The sequence below is a fragment of the Pseudomonas grimontii genome, assembly GCF_007858185.1.
Classification (GTDB): Bacteria; Pseudomonadota; Gammaproteobacteria; order Pseudomonadales; family Pseudomonadaceae; genus Aquipseudomonas; species Aquipseudomonas grimontii.
Genome location: NZ_VFES01000030.1, coordinates 1 through 20,210, shown reverse-complemented (window position 1 = coordinate 20,210; position 20,210 = coordinate 1). Strand labels below are relative to the sequence as shown.

The window sequence follows — 20,210 nt, the reverse complement described above, 5'->3', positions numbered from 1 at the left end:
TTTATCCATCCATAGTTAAAAACTGAAGGTCAGGTGACATCCGGTCACCTGGGATGGAATGTAGGACAAGACTGTATGTATGTACAGTATTTTTTATGAAAAAATGCAGCCCCATTCAAATGGGGATGTCGGCCCATCTACGCCAAACGGTCCAAACCACTGTTGCGACAACCCAAATAAAGCCGACGTAATAGGGCCACAACACCCAACGCTTCAGCCCTAATGGAACAGACGCCAGCTCGGCCTCGGTCACAACACCTGCTTTCACATAGCGTGCTGAGTCAGACAGGAAATCAAACATCAACAGCATGCGGTATTGCCTGTCGAGCCATCGGTTTCGTCTCCAAAATCGCTTATTGGCGCGGACCCTTTCGTTATGACTGAAATAACCTTCTACCTCGTCGAGTTTTGTATATTCGGCAAACAGCGCCAGCCCCAAAACGACAAACGCCCCCACAAAATGCACAATGGTGAAGGCAAGAAAAAACGACACGATTAAGCCCCCTCTGGCTCGAAGATCAAATCACCGTTGACCTCCAGGATCTTTCCACCCAATAACGCACCTTCATCACCTAGACCAGAGCCTACCGCCTGCCCACCCGCAGCGCCGCCGATGACTGCGCACGCAAGCGCACCTTGTCCCTTCATCGAAATACCCAAAAATAGGTGACAAGCACGAAGAGCGAAGGCTGCACCATACTTTCCCCCGACAGCAGCCCCAGCCACTCCCCCCACCAACCGCCCCGTCACACACGCCTCCTTGATCTCCAGCCCGGTTGCGCCCGCATCCAGCGCGATCCCAATGAAAGTCCCTTTACCCAGCCACTTGGACATCTGCGCAATCTCGCGCATGCGCTGTGCATACCCCGCAATCTCGCCTCTATGCAGATAGCTTTTGGTCGAAATCCCCAGCACCTTCTTCAACGACTCATTACCCTGCAACCCCGTGCCGAACCGTGCCGCGCCTTGCAGTTGCAGATCCAGGCGCCGGAACAACGCCTGGCGCTGTTTGATAAAGCCATCCCGGTCCAACGCACCGTCCTTCAAGCGCTGATGCAACCCCTCGATGTCCTCCAGGGTCTGCGCCACCTCATTCAGATGCCGCGCCCAGGCCGATGTCGCACTGCCGATACCCATCGAGCCGTACGTCATGAAGCTCTGCAGCAAGTCATAGTTGCCGAGCAACTCCCTGCCCGCCTCGGTATTCATTTCCAGGTTGCGCCGAACCTCTTCGGCATGGCGCATCAACCAGGCTTCCTCGCCCGAACAGCTCACACTGTAGGGATCGGGAATAATCACCAGTTGCCCCGGCGCGACCAGGCCTGGCCGCAGGTGCCGATTGAGCACATCAAAATGATCGGCGCGCTGCTGGCTCGGGGCGCCGCCCATGAGGCGGGATTTCAAACGGGTGTAGTTCGTTGTGCGGTCGTTGATATAGCTCTGCGCCATGCCCTACATCCGAGATGCAAAGAAGATGGCGTCGAAATATAAGCAAGCACCTACGCCCCGGACACAAGCGCAGGGGGGCTGAATTGCATTTGGGAAGTTGCCTACCTCACGAAGAAACAGCGCCTACAGAAACAACCCTAATAACCGGTCATTTCCAGGTAACCCACCCCACCGTCAAAGCGCACCGGTCCTTCCCAGTACGGAATACTCAGGTTCATCCAGGCGTTCGGGTTGACGGCCTGGGTGGTGATATCCAGCTGCTTGCTGGGAATCTTCAGCGACCAGCGTGTGGGAATGTGGCGTCCGTCGATCACCGTAGTGTCCAGCGGTGCCAGTTGGATGTCGGCGTTGTGCAGGGTCTGGGTGTGGCCTTCGCGGTCGATCCAGGTGCCGGTCAGGTAGGAGGCGCCGTCGGTTTGCCGCACACGAAACAGCATCAACTGTTCGCCACGGTCCAGGTGCAGGGAGAACCAGTCCCAACCGGTCTGGCTGGCGGTCAACGGTTGGCTGCTCCATTCGCGGTCGAGCCAGGCCGGGCCGCTGACTTGATACGTCTTGCCGTCGATGCTGACGCTGCCATCGGCGGTAAAGAAGGGCTGGCTGTAGTAGTACGACGCCTGGCCCTGGTCGGATTTACGGCTGTAGCCGTTGTCGCCCTGCAACACCAATGGCCGGCTGGAGGTCAGGCGCAGGTCGTAGGCAAATTGCGCACCGCTGGCCTTGAGTTGCATGTCCGCCAACGCGCTCGCGGCACCGGGCTGGCTGGCGAAATTCCAGTCGTCGATCCAGGCGTTGAACGGCACTGCCTGTGCCCCGGCCTGGCCGACGCCGCCGCGGGCGAAGCGTTCGGCGGCGTAGTGATGGGTGGCGGAGGTGACGGCGGCGTGGCCGAGCCATACGGTCGAGTCGTGCCAGCTCGCTTGCGTCGGCCCGGCCTTGAGGGCATTGCGAAACAGCGTCCATTGCACGCCGAACACATTGCCCTGGGCGTCCTTGAGGTTGGCGGTGACGTACCACCACTCGATACGAAAGCCATCGTGGGGGCCGTGGTCCTCGGGAAAGCTGAAGACCTTGCCGGGCAACACCTGGGCAAAGTCGGCCGCGTCGCTGCCCAGGCCGGCGAAGCTTTCCTGCGGCGCGGGGACTTTGTCGCAGGCCGCCAGCAGTAATAATGCACACATCAGCGACCTAATCTTCATGGGCAAACGTCCTCAACAAATCCGCCGGACGGCTGCGATACAGCTGCCATAGCGGCCAGGCCGACGCCAACAACGTGGCCAGCAGCGCCAACCCCAGCAATTGTGCGAGCTGCCACGGGAACACTTGCAATGGCAGGCGCCAGCCAAAGGCCTGCACGTTGATCACCGCATCCAGGCACCACGCCAGCAACAGGCCCAGCGGCAATGCCAGCAGCAGCGTGAGCACCGCCAGCAGCCAGGTTTGCCCCAGGTTCAGCAACATCAATTGCCGCCGCGTCACCCCCAATGCCCACAGCGGGGCGAGTTGGCCGAGGCGGCTCTGGCTCTGGGTCAACAGGCTGATGAACAGCGCCACCCCGGCCACGCCCAGGGTCAGGCTGTTGAGCGCGGCGGTGGCGGCGAAGGTGCGCTCGAACACCTGGCTCGACCAGCCCTTGAGTTGCTGTTGATCGACGATACGGCTGTCTTCCAGGGCAAAGGCGCGCTGCACTTCACCCACCAGCGGCGCCACGTTTTCCGGCAATACCCGTAGGTTGAAACGCGCCGGCGTCAGTGTCGGCCAGTGGGCCAGCAGGTGCCGGGCGTTGACCAGCACGTGGCCCTTGGGGTTGCCGTAATCGGCGTACACCGCCACCACGGTGGGCGACCACACACCGCGCGGCGTGGGAATGCTCACCGTGTCACCCAGCTTCACACCGAGCCGCCGCGCCAGTTGTTCGCTGAGCATCAGGGTCTCGCCTTGCTGCAACTGGTCCCACGGCGCGTTCGCCGCTTCCAGCAACGGCCAGTGCTGACGATAGGTCGGGTCGTCGACCACGCCAAACAGATCCGCCGGCCAGCCCTGCAATTGCACCGCGACCTGCCACGTGGGCAGCACCGTTTGCACCAGCGGTTGCTGCGCCAGCCAGGCGCTGAGTTGCTCTGCCTGGGCCGGGTTTTGCGGGTTGAGGTACAGCTCGGCGGTGAGGCGTTGCTCCAGCCAGTTATTGAAGGTGTGGCGAAAGCCCGAGGTCATGGAGCCCGCGCCGATATTCGCGGCCAGGGCCAACAGCAGCGCCATCAATGCCAGGCTCAAGACCGGCAATTGTTGGCGGCAGTCGGCCAGAAACCACTGGCCAAGCACCGAACGGCTGCGCCCCAATACAGCTTTCAACAACCCATTGAGCACGACCGGCAAGCCCAGGGCCGCGCCGAGCAACAACCCCGCCATCAGCACAAAACCGGCAGCCAGGCTGTCGCCCCGCCATAACGCCAACAACGCGATCAACAAGGCCGTAGCCGCGACCCAGCCCTGGCGCCGCAACCAGCGCCCATGGGCCTCGTGCCAGGCCTGGGCGTTGGCCAGCGCCAGCAACGGCAAACGCGCCGCGCGCCACAGGCTGCTGGCGCCGGCAAGCACGGCGCCGAGCAGACTCAAGCCCAACCCCGCCGCCCACCACCAGGGACTCAAGCTCAATTGGCCCGGCACTTCGGCGCCATACAAGCCACGCAGGCTGGCGGCCACATCCGGCAGCAACAGGCTGGCCAGCAGGTAACCGCTGGCGACGCCGAGCACGCCCCCCAGTACCGACAAGGCACCCAGCTCCACCCCCAGGCCGAGGATCAACATCCGTGCACTCACCCCACAGGCGCGCAAGGTGCGCAACAGTCCGCGCCGCTGCTCCAGGGCCAGGCCGATGGCCGCGTGCACGATAAACAGCCCCACCACAAACGACAGGAAGCCAAGTGCATCAAGGTTCAGGTGAAAGCTCTCGGTCAGCCGCGCGAGGTTATTTTCCTCGCCCTGCTTGAGTTGCAGCCCGGCGGGCGCTGTGGGATGGCGAGCGGCGAAAGCCTTGTCCACCAGCAGGCGCGAGAGCTGGCCGGGCATGTCCAGCAGCGGCTGGGCAAACCCGATATCGGTGAGCAACAGGCCGGGCGCCATATCCGGCTGGACCTGCAACGGTGGCAGGCGCTGCCCCTTCAGCGTGAGCGGTTGCTGGCCTGCGCGCAGGCCCAGGGCCTGCAAGGTTTGCGGCGCGATCCAGGTCCGCCCCGGCGGTTCAAAGAAGGCCAGCATCTGCGCCTGGCTCAAGTGCTGCCCCGCCACCGCGCCGCTGCCGGGCAACGACAGCGGTTCAATGCCCATCAATTGCAGGCGCACGTCCTCATGCCCCTTGAGTTGCAGCCGCCCCTGTACCACCGGCGACACCGGCCACCCGGCGCGGCGCAGTTGGGCAAACAGCGTTTGCGGGAAACTGGCAGCGTCCGGCGCACTGAGGCTGGCCTGGGGTTCGCCGCCGATCAATTGGCTGGCGCGCGCGTAACTGTCGCGGGCCTGGCTGTTGAGGGCCTGCACCCCGGTCAGCAGCGCGGTGGCCAGCCACAGGCCGGTGAGCACGCTGAAGAACTGCACCGGATGACGTCGCCAATGGCTGAGCAAGGCGCGCAAGGTCCAGTAAAACACGCTCACGTCGGCACGACCTTTGCGTGATGCAGCACCACCTGCCGGTCAAGCCGCGCGGCGATGCGTGGGCTGTGGGTGACCATCAACAGGCTGGTGGGGCTGTCGCGCAACAGGTCCAGCAGCAGTTGCAGCACCTCATCGCTGGTGGCTTCGTCGAGGTTGCCGGTGGGCTCGTCGGCCAACAGCAACCCCGGGCGCGACGCCAGGGCACGCCCCACGGCCACCCGTTGCTGCTGGCCGCCCGAGAGTTGTTCCGGGTAACGCTTGAGCAAATCCCCCAGGCCCAGGCGCTCGACCAATTGCGCCTGCCACTGCGGATCAAAACGCCCCGCCAAGCGGGCCTGGAACGCCAGGTTGTCGTCGACGCGCAAGCTGCCGATCAGGTTGAACTGCTGGAACACCAGGCCGATTTCGGTACGCCGCCAGTGGGCCAGTTGCGCCTCGCTCATCTGGTCGAGGCGCTGCTCGCCCACCTGGATACTGCCACCGTCCACCCGATCAAGCCCGGCAACCAAGTGCAACAGGGTGCTCTTGCCGCTGCCTGACTCGCCCATCAACGCCAGGCTGCTGCGCGCGCCCAGGTGCAAGTCGACCCCCGCCAACACCGCCAATGGGCCCAGGGGGGTGGCGTAGCTTTTGAAGACACCTTGCACCTGCAACATGGGAACACTCATTTGATGGCTGGCAATCGAGAATAACGGCTGAGGATCGCGGTCACGCAAATTTTTCACATGGTTTTCACCGACCGCCCACCCACCCCACTTTAAATTACCGGCCAAGCGTCACTCGTCGGCAACTTTTTAGTTGCCACGCCTGGCAACTTTTAACCGCAGCATGTTCAGCGAAAAGACAGCAGCCCTGTGACAGCCTTTTGCTCCACTGCGGCTATTCGCCAACACGTTGCGCCTAACTAATACAACATTGCCAACAGCGTCCAAGGTGAATGAAGTGGTTGACCTTACCCTGATTAAACCACGCTCGCGCCGGGCCTTTTTCAAGCGCCTCAAACCGCTTTGGCTCGGGCTTGCCGTGGTCACCGTACTGCTTACTTGCGCCCTGTTCTGGCCGACATCGCCACGGGACCTGGGCGTAGGCGATCGGCTGATGACATCCCAGGTGCTGCCGCTGTGGCGCGACGGCGACCTGATCGTACTGGTGCGGCATGAAGAGCGCTGCGACCGTTCGGCCAACCCTTGCCTGGGCCCGGTGGAAGGCGTGACGATCAATGGCAGCCAACACGCCGAAAACCTTGGAAAAGCCTTTAAATCACTGGGCATGGACGGCACCGACGTACTCTCCAGCCCCGCCATTCGCACCGCCCAGACCTCGCGCTTCATGTTCGGCAAAACCGACACGACCTCCAGCGAACAAGCCATCTGCGGCAAGGCCATCGGCGAAGAACTGCTCAGCCACAAACAGGCTGGACGCAACCTCGTATTCGTCACCCACAGCGGTTGCATCGCCGACTTCGAAACCGCCCTGGGCTTCCCCCACGCCAAGTTTTCCGAGTACGGCAGCGCGCTGTTCGTACAGGTGTTGGCCAACGGCAAGTTCAAGGCCCTGGGCATCATGAAAAACCAGGATTGGCCAGCCGCACTCAAACAAATCTAAGTCATTCCCTTCCCGCCACTACGGCATATGTTCAGCAAAAAGACAGCCCTGTTCTGGCATGTTTAGTTGCGCCCTTTAATTAAGGTCGTTATGACTATTTCCTGTTACTTAGTGAACGCTGTGACGACTTTATCCATTACTTCATTAGTTGAAAAAACAACCACCAGACGTCAAGGAGCGACGTTTTCATGACCCGCCTGAAACCCCTGCCGGTACTCTTGCTGGCCTTCGTCGCGTTTTATCTATTGCCACTGGGCCTGCACGGTTTGTGGATACCGGATGAAACGCGCTACGCCCAGATCAGCCAGGAGATGCTCCTGAGCGGCAACTGGGTGGCGCCGCACTTCATGGGCATCCGCTACTTCGAAAAACCTGCCGCCGGTTACTGGCTGATCGCCCTGGGCCAGGCCGTATTTGGCCAGAACCTGTTCGGTGTACGCATCGCCTCGGCCCTGACCAGTGGGTTGAGCGTGCTGCTTGCTTACCTGATCGCCCGCCGCCTGTGGAATGCCCCACGCAAAAGTTTCGCCTGCGCCCTGCTCTACCTGAGCTTTGGCCTGGTGGCCGGGCAAGCGGGGTACTCCAACCTCGATCCGCCATTCACCTGGTGGGTCAACCTCAGCCTGGTGGCGCTGTGGTTTGCCCTCGACAGCAGCACCCTGCGCAGCCGCCTGGTGGCCTGGGGCGTGTTGGGATTTGCCTGTGCCATGGGCTTCATGACCAAGGGTTTCCTGGCGTGGGCGCTGCCAGTGCTGATCGCCGTGCCCTATATGCTCTGGCAGCGGCGCCTGGGCGAGTTGCTGCGGTATGGCCCGCTGGCAATCGGCGTGGCCGTGCTGGTGTGCTTGCCCTGGGTGCTGGCGATCCACAACCAGGAACCGGATTTCTGGCGCTTCTTTTTCTGGAATGAACACATCCGCCGTTTCAGCGCCGACAACGCGCAACACGTGCGGCCATGGTGGTTCTTCCTGCCGATCATGGCGGTGGCTTGCCTGCCGTGGGCCGGGCTGCTGCCCAACACCCTGCACCAGGCCTGGACAGAAAAGCGCCAACCGGCGATCGCCTTCCTGGCCCTGTGGTTGCTGCTGCCGCTGGGTTTGTTCAGCCTGAGCAACGGCAAGCTGCCGACCTACATCATGCCGTGCCTGCTGCCCCTGGCGTTGCTGATGGGGCATACCTTGAGCGAGCTGGTCAGCCAAGGCAGAACCCGAACCCTGCGCCTCAATGGCCTGTTCAACTTCGTGATCGGCATGGCCGCCATGATCGGCCTGATCTACCTGCAAATCGCGAGGCCGCTCTACGGCAACAGCCATGCCGAGATGTTCAGCCTGTCGCTGGCCTTTATCGTGCTGCTGGGCTGGATCCTCACCAACCTGCTGCAAAGCTTTCGGCCGCTGACGTTGTGGGCAATGCCAGCCCTGGGCATCGGCCTGCTGGTGGTGCTGCTGCCGTCGAGCATGCCGGCCTACATCGCCGATAACGAAATGCCCGACCAATTTGTGCTGGAGCATGTGGATGAGTTGCAGCACACCCACGCGCTGCTGAGCAATGAACTGGAGAGCGCCAGCGCCTTGGCCTGGCGCCTGCAACGACCCGACGTGACGCTGTATGACACCGAAGGCGAGCTGCGCTACGGCTTGCAATATGCCGATTCGGCTCCGCGCAAAGTCGATCTGGAGCAGGTGCAAGCCTGGCTCAAGGACGCCCGCCAACACGGCTCGGTCGGCGTGCTGCTGCGGGTCAACAGCACCAGTGAAATGCGCGAGGCCGGGCAATTGCCGCCTGGAGGCAAACGCTATTACAAGGGCTACCTGGAACTTATCCTCTACCCGCAGGCGCCATGATGCCGGGTTATCTCAAGACCGAACGCGGCGCCCTGCCGCTGTTGCTGGCCGTCTCGGCCCTGCTGCTGCTCACCGGCCTGGGCGCGCGCGACCTGTGGGGCCCGGAAACCCGCTGGGCGAATATCGCCTTGCAGATGCTACAGAGCGGTGACTATTTCGACCCATACCTCAAGGGCGGGCCGTATTACGACAAACCCCTGCCCTCCTACTGGCTGATCACCGGCGCGGCGCACCTGATGGGAGGCCTCGGGCCCTGGTCATTGCGCCTGCCGTCGGTGATCGGCGCGTGGCTGAGTGTGTGGCTGGTGTACCTGATCGGCGAACGCCTGTTCCGCAAGGGCACAGGGCTGATCGCCGGCTGGATGCTCGCCACCACCTTCTACTTCCTGTTCTGGGCCCGCGTGGCCACGGCGGATGTGCTCACCGTGTGCGGCGTGCTGGCGGCAGTCGCGTGGTATTGGCGCGGCCCCGACGACACGCGGCTGTGGCGCTATACGGTGTTTTTCTTGTTGCTGGCCCTGACGTCGTTGTTCAAGGGCCTGATCGGCTTTGTGCTGCCCGGCCTGGTGCTGCTGCCGCACCTGCTCAGCGAACAGCGCTACAAGCGCCACCTCAATCTGCGCCTGCTGCTGGCCGTGCTGATCGCGGCCGCCGTGTATGCCGTGCCGTTCGTGCTGTCGCACTTGTACGGCGCACCGACCTATGGCGAGAGCGGCCTGGCGTTGGTGTTCCGGGAAAACGTGGTGCGCTTCTTCGACCCGTTCGACCATATGGGACCGATCTACACCTACCTGATCTACCTGCCCGCCTACACGTTGCCCTGGACCCCGTGCTGGCTGCTGGGCCTGTGGCTGGCCGTGCGGCACTGGCGCCACACCCCGCCCAACGTGCGCTGGCTGGTGTGGGGCCTGGGCCTGCTGTTTGTGTTCTTTACCGCCAGCGGCAGCCGGCGCAGCTACTACGTGCTGCCGCTGGTGCCGTTTGCCCAGTTGCTGGCGGCGTGGTGGGTGAGTGAGCGCGTGTTGAAAAAGCCCGCCAGTTGGCCGCGCTGGCAGAAGGGCTTTGGGGTCGCTGCCGCACTCATGCTGTTGATACTTGGCGTGGCCTATCCCTGGTCCAACGGCAACGGCGGCGTGACCCGCTTCGCCGAGGATGTGCAAGCCGAGGCCGTGAAAAGCGCGCCCTGGAACCAATGGCAGATGGTGCTGGTGGAAGTCGACAACAAGGTACCGATGTACCTGCAAAATGGCGGCAAGCCTTTCTACTACGTCGCCGAAACCCAGGACTTCCCCCGCCAGGGCGACAGCGCCGCGTTCATGGCCTGGCTGGAAAAAACCAGCAGCCGGGCTTTCGACCCGCAGCGCACGATCATCGTCGCGCAGTTTTCCAAGGAGGATCCGACGCCGTTGGCATTCCTGGGGGCGGATCATCAGGTGATCACGACCCAGCCGGACAATGGCGAGCGGCTGTTTCACAAGCGTGAGGATGGGAGTGTGGCGTTTATCCCTGCGTCACGCTGATAGCTGCGTACCGGGTGTGCTCCCCGCGCCCGCCACAACAGGTTTTGGAGCCGCTTCGCGTCCCAACGGGAGCAAGCCCACTCGCCACACGCCAATGCCGTGCGGCCTTATCTCAGCGCAATCCGGGTTTTCATCGGACCGCTCTTACACGACTTTCGGGTTGCGTCTGATGAACCTCGCCGCTAACCTTCGCGGGTCGCTGCAAATTCAGCGAACGGGTGTGGAAGCCCGAACTCTCCAGGCGTATAAGCGCCCATAGCCTTAGCGGGCGCTTTTTTCATGTCCGCGATAAAGTGTTATGGCGGCTGTGCGCGGGGCACCCTCGGGTGCGCCGGGGTCCTGGAGTCCGGTCTTCCACACCTGCGTACAGTCGCCACCCATCATGTGGAAGTGATTGTGGCGGCTCCTTCAACTCCAGGAGCAACCGTATGAAGAAAGTCACACCCAATCCCCCGCTACCCACCTCGGATGACAATCCGCAAATCCCCCCCGATGTCATCTTCACCGTGCGTCCCGGCCTGAGTACGGAAGCGGCGTTGAGCAACGCCAGCGAGATGCTTGAATCGGCCACGGTCTGCGCATACGGCTGCGCCGAACGTCTTGACGGTCACAACCGCCGGCATGTGCTGGCAATGGTGCAGATGATCGAGATTGCGCAGTTACTGGTGGATGAGACGCTTAATCGGGAATGCCCGGCGGCCTGATCACACAGCGCAAATCCAATCAGCACAGCAAAGCCCCCTGTGGGAGTTGTCGAGCTTCAGCGAGGCTGCGATGGGGCCGGGGCGGGCGGTCAATTCGTCGACTGACCGGCCGCTATCGAAGCCTCGCTGAAGCTCGACAACGCCCGCACTGGATCTTCATCAGGCAGGATAAATGCAGTGAAGTTACCAACTGCCCATCGCCAGACTGAACGCTGACACTTGCGCAAACTAACCAGACGGCCGGGCCCACGGTGACCTGCCATTAACGCTGAGCCTCTGCGATCCTGGAAGGGTTAAAAGTCTGTGATGTCGAAGTTCAGATTGACCTCGTAATTATTAAGCACAATTGATTTGGTTTTGAACCACAGCGTTCCGCTAATCGGTTTGTCAGGGTAGCTGTTTTTCAACTCAACCCAACCTTCAAGCCCTATGAACTGTCTTTTCCCTGCACCGGTCTCTCGGATAAAAGTCATGTAACTCATCGTCAGTTTCACCTGCGTGTCGCCAATCCTATAGGTGCCGCTGGAAACGTCCTCGCGATCAAGCAGAAGGCCAATGAGCGCTGTCTCACCAGGTTTTTCCAGATCATCCACGGTGCCATGGAAACGCAACGTCCCCTCCTGGTTGTCACGCCAGATCCATTCAGCCTTAAAGGTCGACACTACATTGGTGTACAGGTTCTTGACCGTCCCGGTCATAGTCCCGGTGGCTGTCCCTCTACCCGGCTTCTGAAGTTCGATACCTTCAAACATGTTCATCTCCTCTCCAGTATCAGTGTGTAGTTGCCGCGCCAACCTGTATTGGATAGAAAAAAATGAGGTCCGTAACCTGTGATTTATGACAGGTTTAAGCACGTACTTTTTATTACTTATTGTCATTAGCACACGGTTCACTTTAACCAGGACGGCACCCACGCTACCAACTCCCCATCCCCAAACTGAACGGCGAAAACTCCGCGAACTGCCAGCGCAACGCCAACGCCACCGGGCGGCGGACCACGTGTTCCACGGTCACTGTCCATAACCGCTGCGCGCCCTCGAAGCGGGCGACCTCAGGCCCGTCGAGAATCAACGAGGTACGCCCGGCGACCTGCAACAGGTCCCCCGATTCAAAGTCGATAAACAACAACCCCGCCACCGGATTGGCCGCCAGGTTGCCCAGGGTGTTGAAGAACAGGTTGCCGGCAAAATCCGGGATGGTCAGCACGTCGCCCTCCACGCGCACGAAGCCGGTGTGGCCGCCGCGATGGGAAACGTCCACCGAGCGTTCACCGTCGACATCCACGTAGCTGGCGACGAAGAATGTGTCGGCGTTGCGGATCATGGTTTCGGCTGCAGCGTCCAGGCCGCCCATACGCTCAACTTGCGTGCCGGGTTTACGCGCAACCCCATCGACCGGCCGCAGTTGGATGTATTTGGGGCAGTTCCCGAAGGTCTGCACGACGTCGATTGACAAGCCGTACTGATCAAGCCCGCCGACACGGCCGTTCATGCGGTTGCGGCGCCGGGTGTTCAGGTCGATGCCGAGCAGGCCCACTGCGGCACCCTCGTGCAAAGCGGCCCGAGCCGGGTCGCTGGCAGACGGCAGGCTGTCAATCTGCAAAGTATAAGGATCGGGAGAATGGGCAAACCCCGGCGCGCCTTCGACCATCGTCGCCCAGGGAATCCCCTGCTCATCCACCACGCCGAGCATCAGGTACGGCAACAAGGGATAGAAGTCCCGATGCTGCTCCGGCAGGTGATCGCGTATCACCTTGGGCCCGACCACCGCCATGCGCTCGGCCACGCCGACTGCTGCTTGTAACTGCCGTTCGCCGGCATGCCAGGGGGACTGTTCGATAGGGTTCATGGCGATCACCTCAAGTTGGTTGCCCCCATGCTGCGCCCTGCCAGCCAAATGCAGAATGCCCACCCCAGGCAATCCACTATTACGCCAACTGAAATGCCGGGTGCTCACGCAGCGCCGCCACGCAGTGGTCGACGAAGCTACGCACGCGCATCGGCGCATGCCGGCCCTCGCGGTACACCACGTGCACCGGCAAGGGCGCTGGCTCGTAGCTCGGCAGGAGGCGGCATAACTGGCCGCCGAGCAGATGCTCATGCACCGGGTAGCTGAAGCAACGAACCAGCCCCGCGCCGTGCAGCGCCGCATTGATCGCGCCTTGCACCGTGGCGCAACTCAGCCGCGCGCGGGCCTTGAGCTGGCAACCCTGGAATTCCCAATGCACCGGGTTGGCATTCGCGATCAGGCGATGCTGCTTGAGGTCGTCCGGGTGTCGGGGTTCGCCGTGCGCCGCCAGGTAATCGGGACTGGCGCAGAGGATCTGCCGCACGTGCCCTACCGGGCGCGCGATCAGCGATGAGCTGGGCAACTCGCCGACCAGGATCGCCACGTCCAGCCCTTCTTCGTGCAGGTTGGGGTAATAGTCATGGTAATGGGCGACAAGCTGCACCGCGGGGTACCGATCCATATAGCTGGCCAACAGCGGTGCCATCACATAGCGGCTGAACAGCAACGGCATGAACACGCGCAGATTGCCCTGGGCCTGCACATGCAAGCCCTTGGCCGAGGCTTCGGCGGCGTCCACGGCGGCCAGAAGGTGCACGCAGTCGGCCAGGTACGCGTGGCCGGCGTCGGTCAGGTTGACGCCGCGCGTACTGCGCGCCAGCAATGCCACGCGCAGGCGCGCTTCCAGGCGGGCCACGGCGCGCACCAAGGTCGGGCCGGACACCTGGGCACTGCGCGCCGCCGACGCCAGGCTCGGTTGCCCGGCCAGCGCGGCGAACAGTTGCATGTCGCGATAACGTTCCATCAGCCGCGCCGCTGCATCGCCGGGTTCAAAGCCGCGTCCTGGCCGAGGCGATGGCTGAGGAAATCGACAAAGGTGAGGATCTTGGCCGGCACCCGTGGGCTTTTCTGGAACACCACCTGGATCGGCAGCGCTGCCGGTTCAAAGTCCTCCAGGACAATCTCCAGCTCACCCGCCGCCACCGCCGCCGCGACCTGATAGGACAGCACTCGCGTGATGCCCCAACCCACTCTCGCCAGATTGATCGCCGCGTTGTTCGCCGTGACCACCAGGCGCGGCTCCACCGGCACCGCCAATGGCTGGCCGCCCTCGACAAATGTCCACTCGCTCAGCAATTGGCTGGAAGACGAGGCAGCAAGCTTCGCCTCGCGTAACTGCGACGGGTGCCGAGGCCGGCCCTGCTGCGCCAGGTAAGCCGGCGCCGCACACACCACCCGGCGCACCTCACCGACCTTGATCGCCTGCTGCCCCGGCTCATGCAGATGACCGATACGCACCGCCACATCCACCCCTTCGTCGACCATGTTGACCACACGATCCACCAGCAAGGCATTGATATTCACCAGCGGAAAACGGTCGAGGTACTCGCCCAGCACCGGCGCCACATACAGCTCGCCAAACAGTACCGGTGCGGTCACCGTGAGGTGGCCGCAGGGGATCGAATAACTGCCCGCCGCCGCTTCTTCGGCTTCGTCCAGCTCGGCGAGGATGCGCCGGCAATCTTCGAGGTAACGCTGGCCGGCTTCAGTCAGGTGCAGGCTGCGGGTGGTGCGCGCCAGCAGTTGGGTGCCAATGCGCGCCTCCATGGCGGCGATGGCACGGGTCACGCTGGGTGGCGAGGTTTTCAGGCGGCGCGCGGCGGCGGCAAATCCCTCCTCCTCGGCCACCGCCAGGAACACCTGCATTTCATGGAAGCGGTCCATCCGCGCACCTCTTGAAGATTACTGGGATTGCAAGCCCACTGCCGTACGCGGCATGCCCACGAAACCCGGCAAGGCCTCAATGCTGGCAAGCCAGGCGCGCACCTTAGGGTAGTCGGCCAGCGACACATTGCCTTCCGGCGCATGGGCCACGTAGGTGTAGAACGCAATATCGGCGATGCTCGGTTGCTCGCCCGCCAGGAAGCGGGTTTCGCTCAGTTGCTGTTCCATCAGTGCCAACAAGGCATGGGCGCGGCTGATCGCCGCCGCTGCATCCACGTCGGCACCGAACACCACGGCCAGCCGTGCGGTGGCGGGCCCGGCGTGCAGTTGGCCGGCGGCCGCCGACAGCCAGCGCTGTACGCGCGCCTGCCCGACCGGGTCGCTTGGCAGCCATTGGCCTTTGCCGTATTTCGTGGCGAGGTAGACCAGGATCGCGTTGGAGTCCGCCAGCACAGTGCCGTCGTCGTCAATCGCCGGGACCTGGCCGAAACGGTTGATGGTCGCCGTGAAACCTGCGGTTTTATGCGCGCCTTGCTTGAGGTCTACCAGGATGAATTCGCTGGGCAGCCCCAGCAGGGACAGCATCAGCTCGGCCCGATGGGAATGGCCGGACAGTGGGAAACCATAGAGTTTGATCGCAGGCTGGGACATGTAACGCTCCAAGGGGTTGGGTTTTGACACCCGGCATGTTCCACCGCTGCGCCGATCACTGGAATCACCAGGTTTTACAATCCAGCATTTCACTGGGCGAAACAATCACTCGCCAAACAATTCGACGATCAGCGTGAACAGTGTGGTCTTCACCGCGCTGTCCAACTCGGTCCAGGCCAACCCCGTGCTGGCCTGGAACGCCCCCAACGCCAGCGGTCGCGACACGCAATTGGCCGGCAACGCCCGCGCGGCCTGCTGCGGCAAGACGCCGACGCCCAACCCGGCGCAGACCAGCGCGAGCATGGTGGTGAACTCGCCCAGTTCGGATGCGATCTGCAAGGGGGTACCCACGGCCTGGATAAATTCGTCGTAGAACCCCGGCGCATACCGCCGCGCGAGGATGTATATCGGCACGTCGAGCAGGTCGCCGGGCTGGATCGAATCCTGCGTGGCCAACGGATGATCCATCGGCAAGGCCACGCAGAATGGCTCGCGCAACACCACGCGGGTCTGCACCCCAGGGTAGGCGGCGGGCAGGCGCATCAAGCCGAAATCCAGGCGGCCACTCTTCAACGCGGCGGCTTGCTCGGGGCCGGGCATGTCCTTGAGTTCCAGTTCGATACGCGGGTAGCGCTGATGCACCGTGCGGATCAACTCGGGCAACAGTTGCGGCAATACCGACGACACAAAGCCCAGGCGCACCCGACCGATTTCCCCCCGGTTGGAAGCCCGCGCCGCCTCCGCCGCCCGCGCGGCCTGGTGCAGGGTCGCCTGGGCTTCGGGCAGAAACACTCGACCGGCATCGGTCAAGGTCACCGAGTGGCGATTGCGGTCCAGCAGGCGTACGCCCAGGCCACTTTCGAGCAGCTTGATCTGCATGCTCAGCGCCGGTTGCACAATCGACAACTGCGCCGCCGCCCGGCCGAAATGCAGCTCCTGGGCCAGTACCACAAAGGCGCGCAAGTGCTTGAGTTCCATCCAGCCTCCACGGTTATCACGAATATTGATCAGCCGATCATAAATGAACATTGGACCTGCGCCCTACACAGGAGTGAAGTTAAGCTCATCAACCCGCGTTTTGACTATCACAAGCGCGCCTGGAGAAATAGGCCCATGCAAAGCGTTCTAGACACCTTTCGCCTCGACGGCCGGCTGGCGCTGGTCACCGGTTCCAGTGCCGGTATCGGCTTGGCTATCGCCCGAGGCCTGGCCCAGGCCGGTGCACGGGTGGTGCTCAACGGGCGTAACCACAGCACCTTGCGCGACGCCGCCGCGCTGCTGACCCTCGAAGGCCTGGAGGTGCACACCCAGGCGTTCGACGTCACCGACAGCGCGGCGATCCAGGCCGGCGTGGCGACTATCGAGGAACGCCTCGGGCCCTTGGACATCCTGGTCAACAACGCCGGCATGCAACGCCGTGGGCCGTTGGAAGACTACAGCGAGCAACACTGGCGCGAACTGATCAGCACCAACCTCGACAGCGCCTTTCTGGTGGGCCAGGCCGTGGCGCGGGCGATGATCCCGCGCAAGCGTGGGCGCATCATCAATATCTGTTCGGTGCAAAGTGAATTGGGCCGCCCGGGCATCGCGCCGTATGCGGCAAGTAAAGGCGCGTTGAAGATGCTCACCAAGGGCATGGCCATCGACTGGGGCCCGCACGGGCTGACCGTCAACGGGATCGGCCCCGGCTACTTCAAGACCGAGTTGAACGCCAACCTGGTGGCCAACCCTGAATTCAGCGACTGGCTGGTGCAACGCACGCCGAGCCGCCGCTGGGGCGACGTCGCCGAACTGGCCGGTGCGGCGGTGTTCCTGGCCAGCGATGCCGCGAGTTTCGTCAACGGTCATATCCTGTATGTCGACGGTGGCATCACCGCGTCGCTGTAACCCTGGAGAACCTTATGCACGCCATTGTCTGCCACGCCTCAAAAGACCTGCGGGTCAGCCCCCAGGACGAGCCCCCTACCCTGGGGGCCGAGCAACTGCGCGTGCGCATCGCCCGCGGTGGTATCTGCGGCTCGGACTTGCACTACTACCAACACGGCGGCTTCGGCACCGTGCGCCTGCGCGAGCCGATGGTGCTCGGCCATGAAGTGTCAGCAGTGATCGATGCCGTGGGCGCGGACGCCGGCCTGTTCAAGGTCGGCCAGCGCATTGCCGTATCGCCATCGCGCCCGTGCGGCGCTTGCCGTTATTGCCATCAAGGCCTGCCCAACCATTGCCTGAACATGCGCTTCTACGGCAGCGCGATGCCCTTCCCGCATATCCAGGGCGCGTTTCGCCAGAGCCTGGTGATCGAGACGCATCAGGCCCATGTGCTGGCCGATCACGTCAGCCTCGCCGAAGGTGCCTTGGCCGAACCATTGTCGGTGGGGTTGCATGCGATCCAACGGGCCGGCGCGGTGTTCGGCAAGCGCGTGCTGGTGACCGGTTGCGGCCCCATCGGCAACCTGCTGATCGGCAGCCTGCGCGCCGCCGGTGCCGCTGAAATCGTCGCGGTGGACCTGTCCGCCAGTGCCTTGGCCTGCGCGAAAAAAATGGGCGCCACGCGCACCCACAACATCGCCGACGGCATCGATGCGCTCAAGCGCTACACCGCCGAGAAGGGTTATTTCGAGGTGATGTTCGAAGTCTCCGGCAGCGCCCAGGCCCTGCGTAACGGCCTGGACTGCATCGCCCCGCGCGGCGTGCTGGTCACGGTCGGCTTGGGCGGCGAGGTGTCGCTGCCGCTGAACCTGCTGGTCAGCCGCGAGATCGACCTGCGCGGCACCTTCCGCTTCCACAGCGAGTTTGCCCAGGCGGTGGACTTGCTCAATCGCCAGGTCGTCGACGTGCGCCCGGTGATCTCCCACACGGTGCCGTTCGAGCAGGCCGTGCAGGCGTTTGAACTGGCTGCGGACAAGACCCAGGCGATGAAGGTGGTGCTGGATTTTGGCGTGGCGGATCAGCCTTGAACCTGTGACGAGCCCTTCCGGTCAGCAAGATTCTTGTGGCGAGGGAGCAAGCTCCCTCGCCACAGAAAACCCCTTCGCCAAATGAACGCTTAGCGCTCTTGCAAGCGCTCACGCAAAAACCGGTGGCTCCTGGAAAACAACCGCCGATAGGTCAGCAACACCGCCCCCACCGTACCCAACGCCGACGACGCGGCAATCAGGAACATGATCACGATCTGATAGCGCACCGCGTCCACCGGGCTCTCCCCCGCCAGCACCTGGCCGGTCATCATGCCGGGCAGGCTGACAATGCCGACCACGGTCATCTGGTTCAGCGTCGGGATCATCCCCGCACGCACCGCCTGGCGGATCGCTTCCTGGGCGGCTTCCCAGCGTGAGCCGCCGAGGGCCAGGATCATCTCGATGGTGTTGCGCCCCGAGGTCAGCTCCTGGGTCATGCGCTCAATCCCCAAGGACACGCCAGTGAGGGTGTTGCCGAGAATCATGCCGAGGATCGGGATCGCGTACTGCGGCTCGTACCACGGGTGGATGCGGATCACCGCAAACAAACCCACTGCCGTCACCAGCCACGAACTGCCCCACACCGACAGGATGCTGTCGACCCTTTGCCCACGGTACGTGCGGCGCCCACGCCCCGCCGCCGACAGCCCGGCGATCAGGGTCATTGCACACATCAACGGCAGCACCACATACCAGTAGGCGAACTCGAACACCCAGCCCAGCAGGTAACCGATGGCCAACAGTTGCACCACGGTGCGCACCGCCGCCCACAGCAACTGGCGGCCCAGGCCCAGGCGCAGCAGCAGGGAGAGCGCACCGTTGACCAGGATCAGCGCAGCGGCGATGCCCATGTCCAGGGCGGTGAGGTTTTGATAGTTCATGGCTGGGCCGCCTTGCTCAACACGCCGGCACTCATCTGCCAGTGGATGTCGCTCATGCGCCGCGCCTGGTCGAGGTCGTGGGACACCCAGAGATAGGCGCGAGCGTTATCACCGGCAAACCAGGCGCTGATCAACGCTTCCACGTCACGGGATGAGGTGGGGTCGAGGGCCGCGGTGGGCTCGTCCAGCAGCAGCACCTCGGGGTTGAGTTGCAGGGTGCGGATCAGCGAGACCACCTGGGATTCGCCACCCGACAGGTCCAGCGCGTTCTTCGTCAAAAAATCGACCGCCTTGCCGGCATGCCCCAGCAAAATGGTCACCGCGTCCCGGTCGAAGCGGCGCTGACGCAGGGTCTTGAGGCTGAAGGGAAAGCGCAGGTTGTCCTCCACCGTGCCTTCAAGCAGCGCCGGCCGCTGGGACAGGTAGCTGATATGGCTGCGGTAATGGGGAATCTCGGCATTGGCAATCGGCTGGCCGTTCCACAGGACCTGCCCGCTGGTAGGCGCATCCAGCAACGCCAATGCGCGCAGCAACACGCTCTTGCCGGAGCCGGAAGCGCCGGTGATCGACACCCGGTCGGCGCGGTTCAAGGTGAAATCCGTGGGCTGCAGCAAGGGCACTTGGCGGCGCTCGTCCATGCGCGTGAGGGCGCGGGTTTCTATCAGTGCGCTCATGGACGCGGTGTTCCTCTTAAAACCTGTTGGGCGCAATGGTGCGGCAGACGCGGGAAGTTTTCATGAGAAATTTCAAACTATCGCCACCGCTGTCGGGCTTGATCGCCGCGCACCAGAAAATCCTGGATACCCGCAAGGACAAATACCCGCTGAACACCGTAATTCAAAATGTGGGGGTGTGCCCTCACTCCGGCCAGCGTGGTTAACGGGGCGCCTAAGATCCAAATCAAAAACAGAGCAACAGCTCAGCTCGCGATACGACTGGGGTTGTCTGCGCCACCTACACTGCTGTGTAGCAGCCAACGCTAACCACGATGCGAAGCGAGCCGCTCTTGATCTTGCTTTAGATCTTGATCTTGATCTCAGGCGCCCCGTTAAACCACGCTGGCCGGAATTCGATAGTGATTTGGGGGGTAAACCGGCAGGGATGCCGGTTTAGCCGCCCCGCGCCATGGATGGCGCGTGGCGGCGGCCACCCAAATCACTGTCGGATTACGGGCACACCGAGCCTGGGCGAGGTGCCGAGTGGTGGGGCGAAGCGTTTT

General features: G+C 62.9%; 20 protein-coding genes. 7 read left to right on the top strand and 13 right to left on the bottom strand.

Going from position 1 to position 20,210, the window contains the following annotated elements:
- Positions 1-115: 115 nt before the first annotated feature.
- From FIV39_RS29725 to FIV39_RS29705, 5 genes are all read right to left on the bottom strand, one after another.
- A complete protein-coding gene (locus FIV39_RS29725) occupies positions 116-493 on the bottom strand; it encodes a hypothetical protein (RefSeq protein WP_090406123.1) in 378 nt (125 codons plus the stop codon).
- Between the two features lie 2 nt (positions 494-495).
- On the bottom strand, positions 496-1,449 hold the full coding sequence (locus FIV39_RS29720) for a hypothetical protein (RefSeq protein ID WP_090406125.1): 954 nt from the start codon (positions 1,447-1,449) through the stop codon (positions 496-498).
- Positions 1,450-1,586: 137 nt separating this feature from the next.
- Positions 1,587-2,648, bottom strand: a complete 1,062-nt coding sequence (locus tag FIV39_RS29715; protein WP_090406128.1) for a lipocalin-like domain-containing protein — start codon at positions 2,646-2,648, stop codon at positions 1,587-1,589.
- Positions 2,638-5,100, bottom strand: coding sequence for an ABC transporter permease (locus tag FIV39_RS29710; protein WP_090406131.1), 2,463 nt, complete (start codon positions 5,098-5,100; stop codon positions 2,638-2,640). The genes FIV39_RS29715 and FIV39_RS29710 overlap by 11 nt, the downstream gene beginning before the upstream one ends.
- Positions 5,097-5,756, bottom strand: a complete 660-nt coding sequence (locus tag FIV39_RS29705) for an ABC transporter ATP-binding protein (RefSeq protein ID WP_090406134.1) — start codon at positions 5,754-5,756, stop codon at positions 5,097-5,099. The genes FIV39_RS29710 and FIV39_RS29705 overlap by 4 nt, the downstream gene beginning before the upstream one ends.
- Before the next feature lie 277 nt (positions 5,757-6,033).
- Between FIV39_RS29705 and pmrG the strand changes: the two genes are divergently transcribed.
- The 4 genes from pmrG to FIV39_RS29685 all read left to right on the top strand — a co-directional run bounded on the left by pmrG (position 6,034) and on the right by FIV39_RS29685 (position 10,773).
- Complete coding sequence (gene pmrG, locus FIV39_RS29700; RefSeq protein ID WP_244176363.1) at positions 6,034-6,705, top strand: lipopolysaccharide core heptose(II)-phosphate phosphatase PmrG; 672 nt, start codon at positions 6,034-6,036, stop codon at positions 6,703-6,705.
- Positions 6,706-6,893: 188 nt separating this feature from the next.
- Positions 6,894-8,549: a lipid IV(A) 4-amino-4-deoxy-L-arabinosyltransferase gene (gene arnT / locus FIV39_RS29695; protein ID WP_090406140.1), complete on the top strand. Its 1,656-nt coding sequence runs from the start codon at positions 6,894-6,896 to the stop codon at positions 8,547-8,549.
- A complete protein-coding gene (locus FIV39_RS29690) occupies positions 8,549-10,069 on the top strand; it encodes an ArnT family glycosyltransferase (RefSeq protein WP_146371670.1) in 1,521 nt (506 codons plus the stop codon). The genes arnT and FIV39_RS29690 overlap by 1 nt, the downstream gene beginning before the upstream one ends.
- Before the next feature lie 428 nt (positions 10,070-10,497).
- A complete protein-coding gene (locus FIV39_RS29685) occupies positions 10,498-10,773 on the top strand; it encodes a DUF6124 family protein (protein WP_090406146.1) in 276 nt (91 codons plus the stop codon).
- A 293-nt stretch (positions 10,774-11,066) separates the two neighbouring features.
- On the opposite strand, the gene FIV39_RS29680 is transcribed toward FIV39_RS29685, so the two are convergent.
- The 6 genes from FIV39_RS29680 to FIV39_RS29655 form a co-directional block, all read right to left on the bottom strand.
- Positions 11,067-11,525 (bottom strand): hypothetical protein, encoded by a 459-nt coding sequence (locus FIV39_RS29680; protein WP_143513889.1) that lies wholly within the window; start codon positions 11,523-11,525, stop codon positions 11,067-11,069.
- A gap of 163 nt (positions 11,526-11,688) precedes the next feature.
- Positions 11,689-12,621, bottom strand: coding sequence for a pyridoxamine 5'-phosphate oxidase family protein (locus FIV39_RS29675; RefSeq protein WP_090410060.1), 933 nt, complete (start codon positions 12,619-12,621; stop codon positions 11,689-11,691).
- Positions 12,622-12,700: 79 nt separating this feature from the next.
- Positions 12,701-13,585 (bottom strand): LysR family transcriptional regulator, encoded by an 885-nt coding sequence (locus FIV39_RS29670; protein WP_090406151.1) that lies wholly within the window; start codon positions 13,583-13,585, stop codon positions 12,701-12,703.
- Complete coding sequence (locus FIV39_RS29665) at positions 13,585-14,505, bottom strand: LysR family transcriptional regulator (protein WP_090406154.1); 921 nt, start codon at positions 14,503-14,505, stop codon at positions 13,585-13,587. The genes FIV39_RS29670 and FIV39_RS29665 overlap by 1 nt, the downstream gene beginning before the upstream one ends.
- A gap of 18 nt (positions 14,506-14,523) precedes the next feature.
- On the bottom strand, positions 14,524-15,156 hold the full coding sequence (locus FIV39_RS29660) for a glutathione S-transferase family protein (RefSeq protein ID WP_090406155.1): 633 nt from the start codon (positions 15,154-15,156) through the stop codon (positions 14,524-14,526).
- 105 nt (positions 15,157-15,261) lie between these two features.
- Positions 15,262-16,134: a LysR family transcriptional regulator gene (locus FIV39_RS29655; protein ID WP_090410062.1), complete on the bottom strand. Its 873-nt coding sequence runs from the start codon at positions 16,132-16,134 to the stop codon at positions 15,262-15,264.
- 135 nt (positions 16,135-16,269) lie between these two features.
- Between FIV39_RS29655 and FIV39_RS29650 the strand changes: the two genes are divergently transcribed.
- Positions 16,270-17,043 (top strand): glucose 1-dehydrogenase, encoded by a 774-nt coding sequence (locus FIV39_RS29650; protein WP_090406157.1) that lies wholly within the window; start codon positions 16,270-16,272, stop codon positions 17,041-17,043.
- A gap of 14 nt (positions 17,044-17,057) precedes the next feature.
- Complete coding sequence (locus FIV39_RS29645; RefSeq protein WP_090406160.1) at positions 17,058-18,110, top strand: L-idonate 5-dehydrogenase; 1,053 nt, start codon at positions 17,058-17,060, stop codon at positions 18,108-18,110.
- 89 nt (positions 18,111-18,199) lie between these two features.
- Here the strand turns inward: FIV39_RS29645 and FIV39_RS29640 are convergent, their stop codons facing one another.
- Together FIV39_RS29640 and FIV39_RS29635 are read right to left on the bottom strand one after the other, a co-directional pair.
- Positions 18,200-18,991: an ABC transporter permease gene (locus FIV39_RS29640; protein ID WP_090406163.1), complete on the bottom strand. Its 792-nt coding sequence runs from the start codon at positions 18,989-18,991 to the stop codon at positions 18,200-18,202.
- Entirely contained in the window at positions 18,988-19,665 is a 678-nt protein-coding gene (locus FIV39_RS29635) for an ABC transporter ATP-binding protein (RefSeq protein ID WP_090406166.1), read from the bottom strand. The genes FIV39_RS29640 and FIV39_RS29635 overlap by 4 nt, the downstream gene beginning before the upstream one ends.
- Positions 19,666-19,727: 62 nt before the next feature.
- On the opposite strand from FIV39_RS29635, the gene FIV39_RS33165 reads away from it, so the two are divergent.
- Complete coding sequence (locus FIV39_RS33165) at positions 19,728-19,871, top strand: hypothetical protein (protein ID WP_159440131.1); 144 nt, start codon at positions 19,728-19,730, stop codon at positions 19,869-19,871.
- Positions 19,872-20,210 lie beyond the last annotated feature (339 nt).

Coding starts and splice junctions, on each gene's coding strand:
- FIV39_RS29720 (WP_090406125.1), bottom strand. CDS start 1,449: ATGGCGCAGAGCTATATCAACGACCGCACAACGAACTACACCCGTTTG.
- FIV39_RS29715 (WP_090406128.1), bottom strand. CDS start 2,648: ATGAAGATTAGGTCGCTGATGTGTGCATTATTACTGCTGGCGGCCTGC.
- FIV39_RS29705 (WP_090406134.1), bottom strand. CDS start 5,756: ATGTTGCAGGTGCAAGGTGTCTTCAAAAGCTACGCCACCCCCCTGGGC.
- arnT (WP_090406140.1), top strand. CDS start 6,894: ATGACCCGCCTGAAACCCCTGCCGGTACTCTTGCTGGCCTTCGTCGCG.
- FIV39_RS29690 (WP_146371670.1), top strand. CDS start 8,549: ATGCCGGGTTATCTCAAGACCGAACGCGGCGCCCTGCCGCTGTTGCTG.
- FIV39_RS29685 (WP_090406146.1), top strand. CDS start 10,498: ATGAAGAAAGTCACACCCAATCCCCCGCTACCCACCTCGGATGACAAT.
- FIV39_RS29680 (WP_143513889.1), bottom strand. CDS start 11,525: ATGTTTGAAGGTATCGAACTTCAGAAGCCGGGTAGAGGGACAGCCACC.
- FIV39_RS29675 (WP_090410060.1), bottom strand. CDS start 12,621: ATGAACCCTATCGAACAGTCCCCCTGGCATGCCGGCGAACGGCAGTTA.
- FIV39_RS29670 (WP_090406151.1), bottom strand. CDS start 13,585: ATGGAACGTTATCGCGACATGCAACTGTTCGCCGCGCTGGCCGGGCAA.
- FIV39_RS29665 (WP_090406154.1), bottom strand. CDS start 14,505: ATGGACCGCTTCCATGAAATGCAGGTGTTCCTGGCGGTGGCCGAGGAG.
- FIV39_RS29660 (WP_090406155.1), bottom strand. CDS start 15,156: ATGTCCCAGCCTGCGATCAAACTCTATGGTTTCCCACTGTCCGGCCAT.
- FIV39_RS29655 (WP_090410062.1), bottom strand. CDS start 16,134: ATGGAACTCAAGCACTTGCGCGCCTTTGTGGTACTGGCCCAGGAGCTG.
- FIV39_RS29650 (WP_090406157.1), top strand. CDS start 16,270: ATGCAAAGCGTTCTAGACACCTTTCGCCTCGACGGCCGGCTGGCGCTG.
- FIV39_RS29645 (WP_090406160.1), top strand. CDS start 17,058: ATGCACGCCATTGTCTGCCACGCCTCAAAAGACCTGCGGGTCAGCCCC.
- FIV39_RS29640 (WP_090406163.1), bottom strand. CDS start 18,991: ATGAACTATCAAAACCTCACCGCCCTGGACATGGGCATCGCCGCTGCG.
- FIV39_RS29635 (WP_090406166.1), bottom strand. CDS start 19,665: ATGAGCGCACTGATAGAAACCCGCGCCCTCACGCGCATGGACGAGCGC.
- FIV39_RS33165 (WP_159440131.1), top strand. CDS start 19,728: ATGAGAAATTTCAAACTATCGCCACCGCTGTCGGGCTTGATCGCCGCG.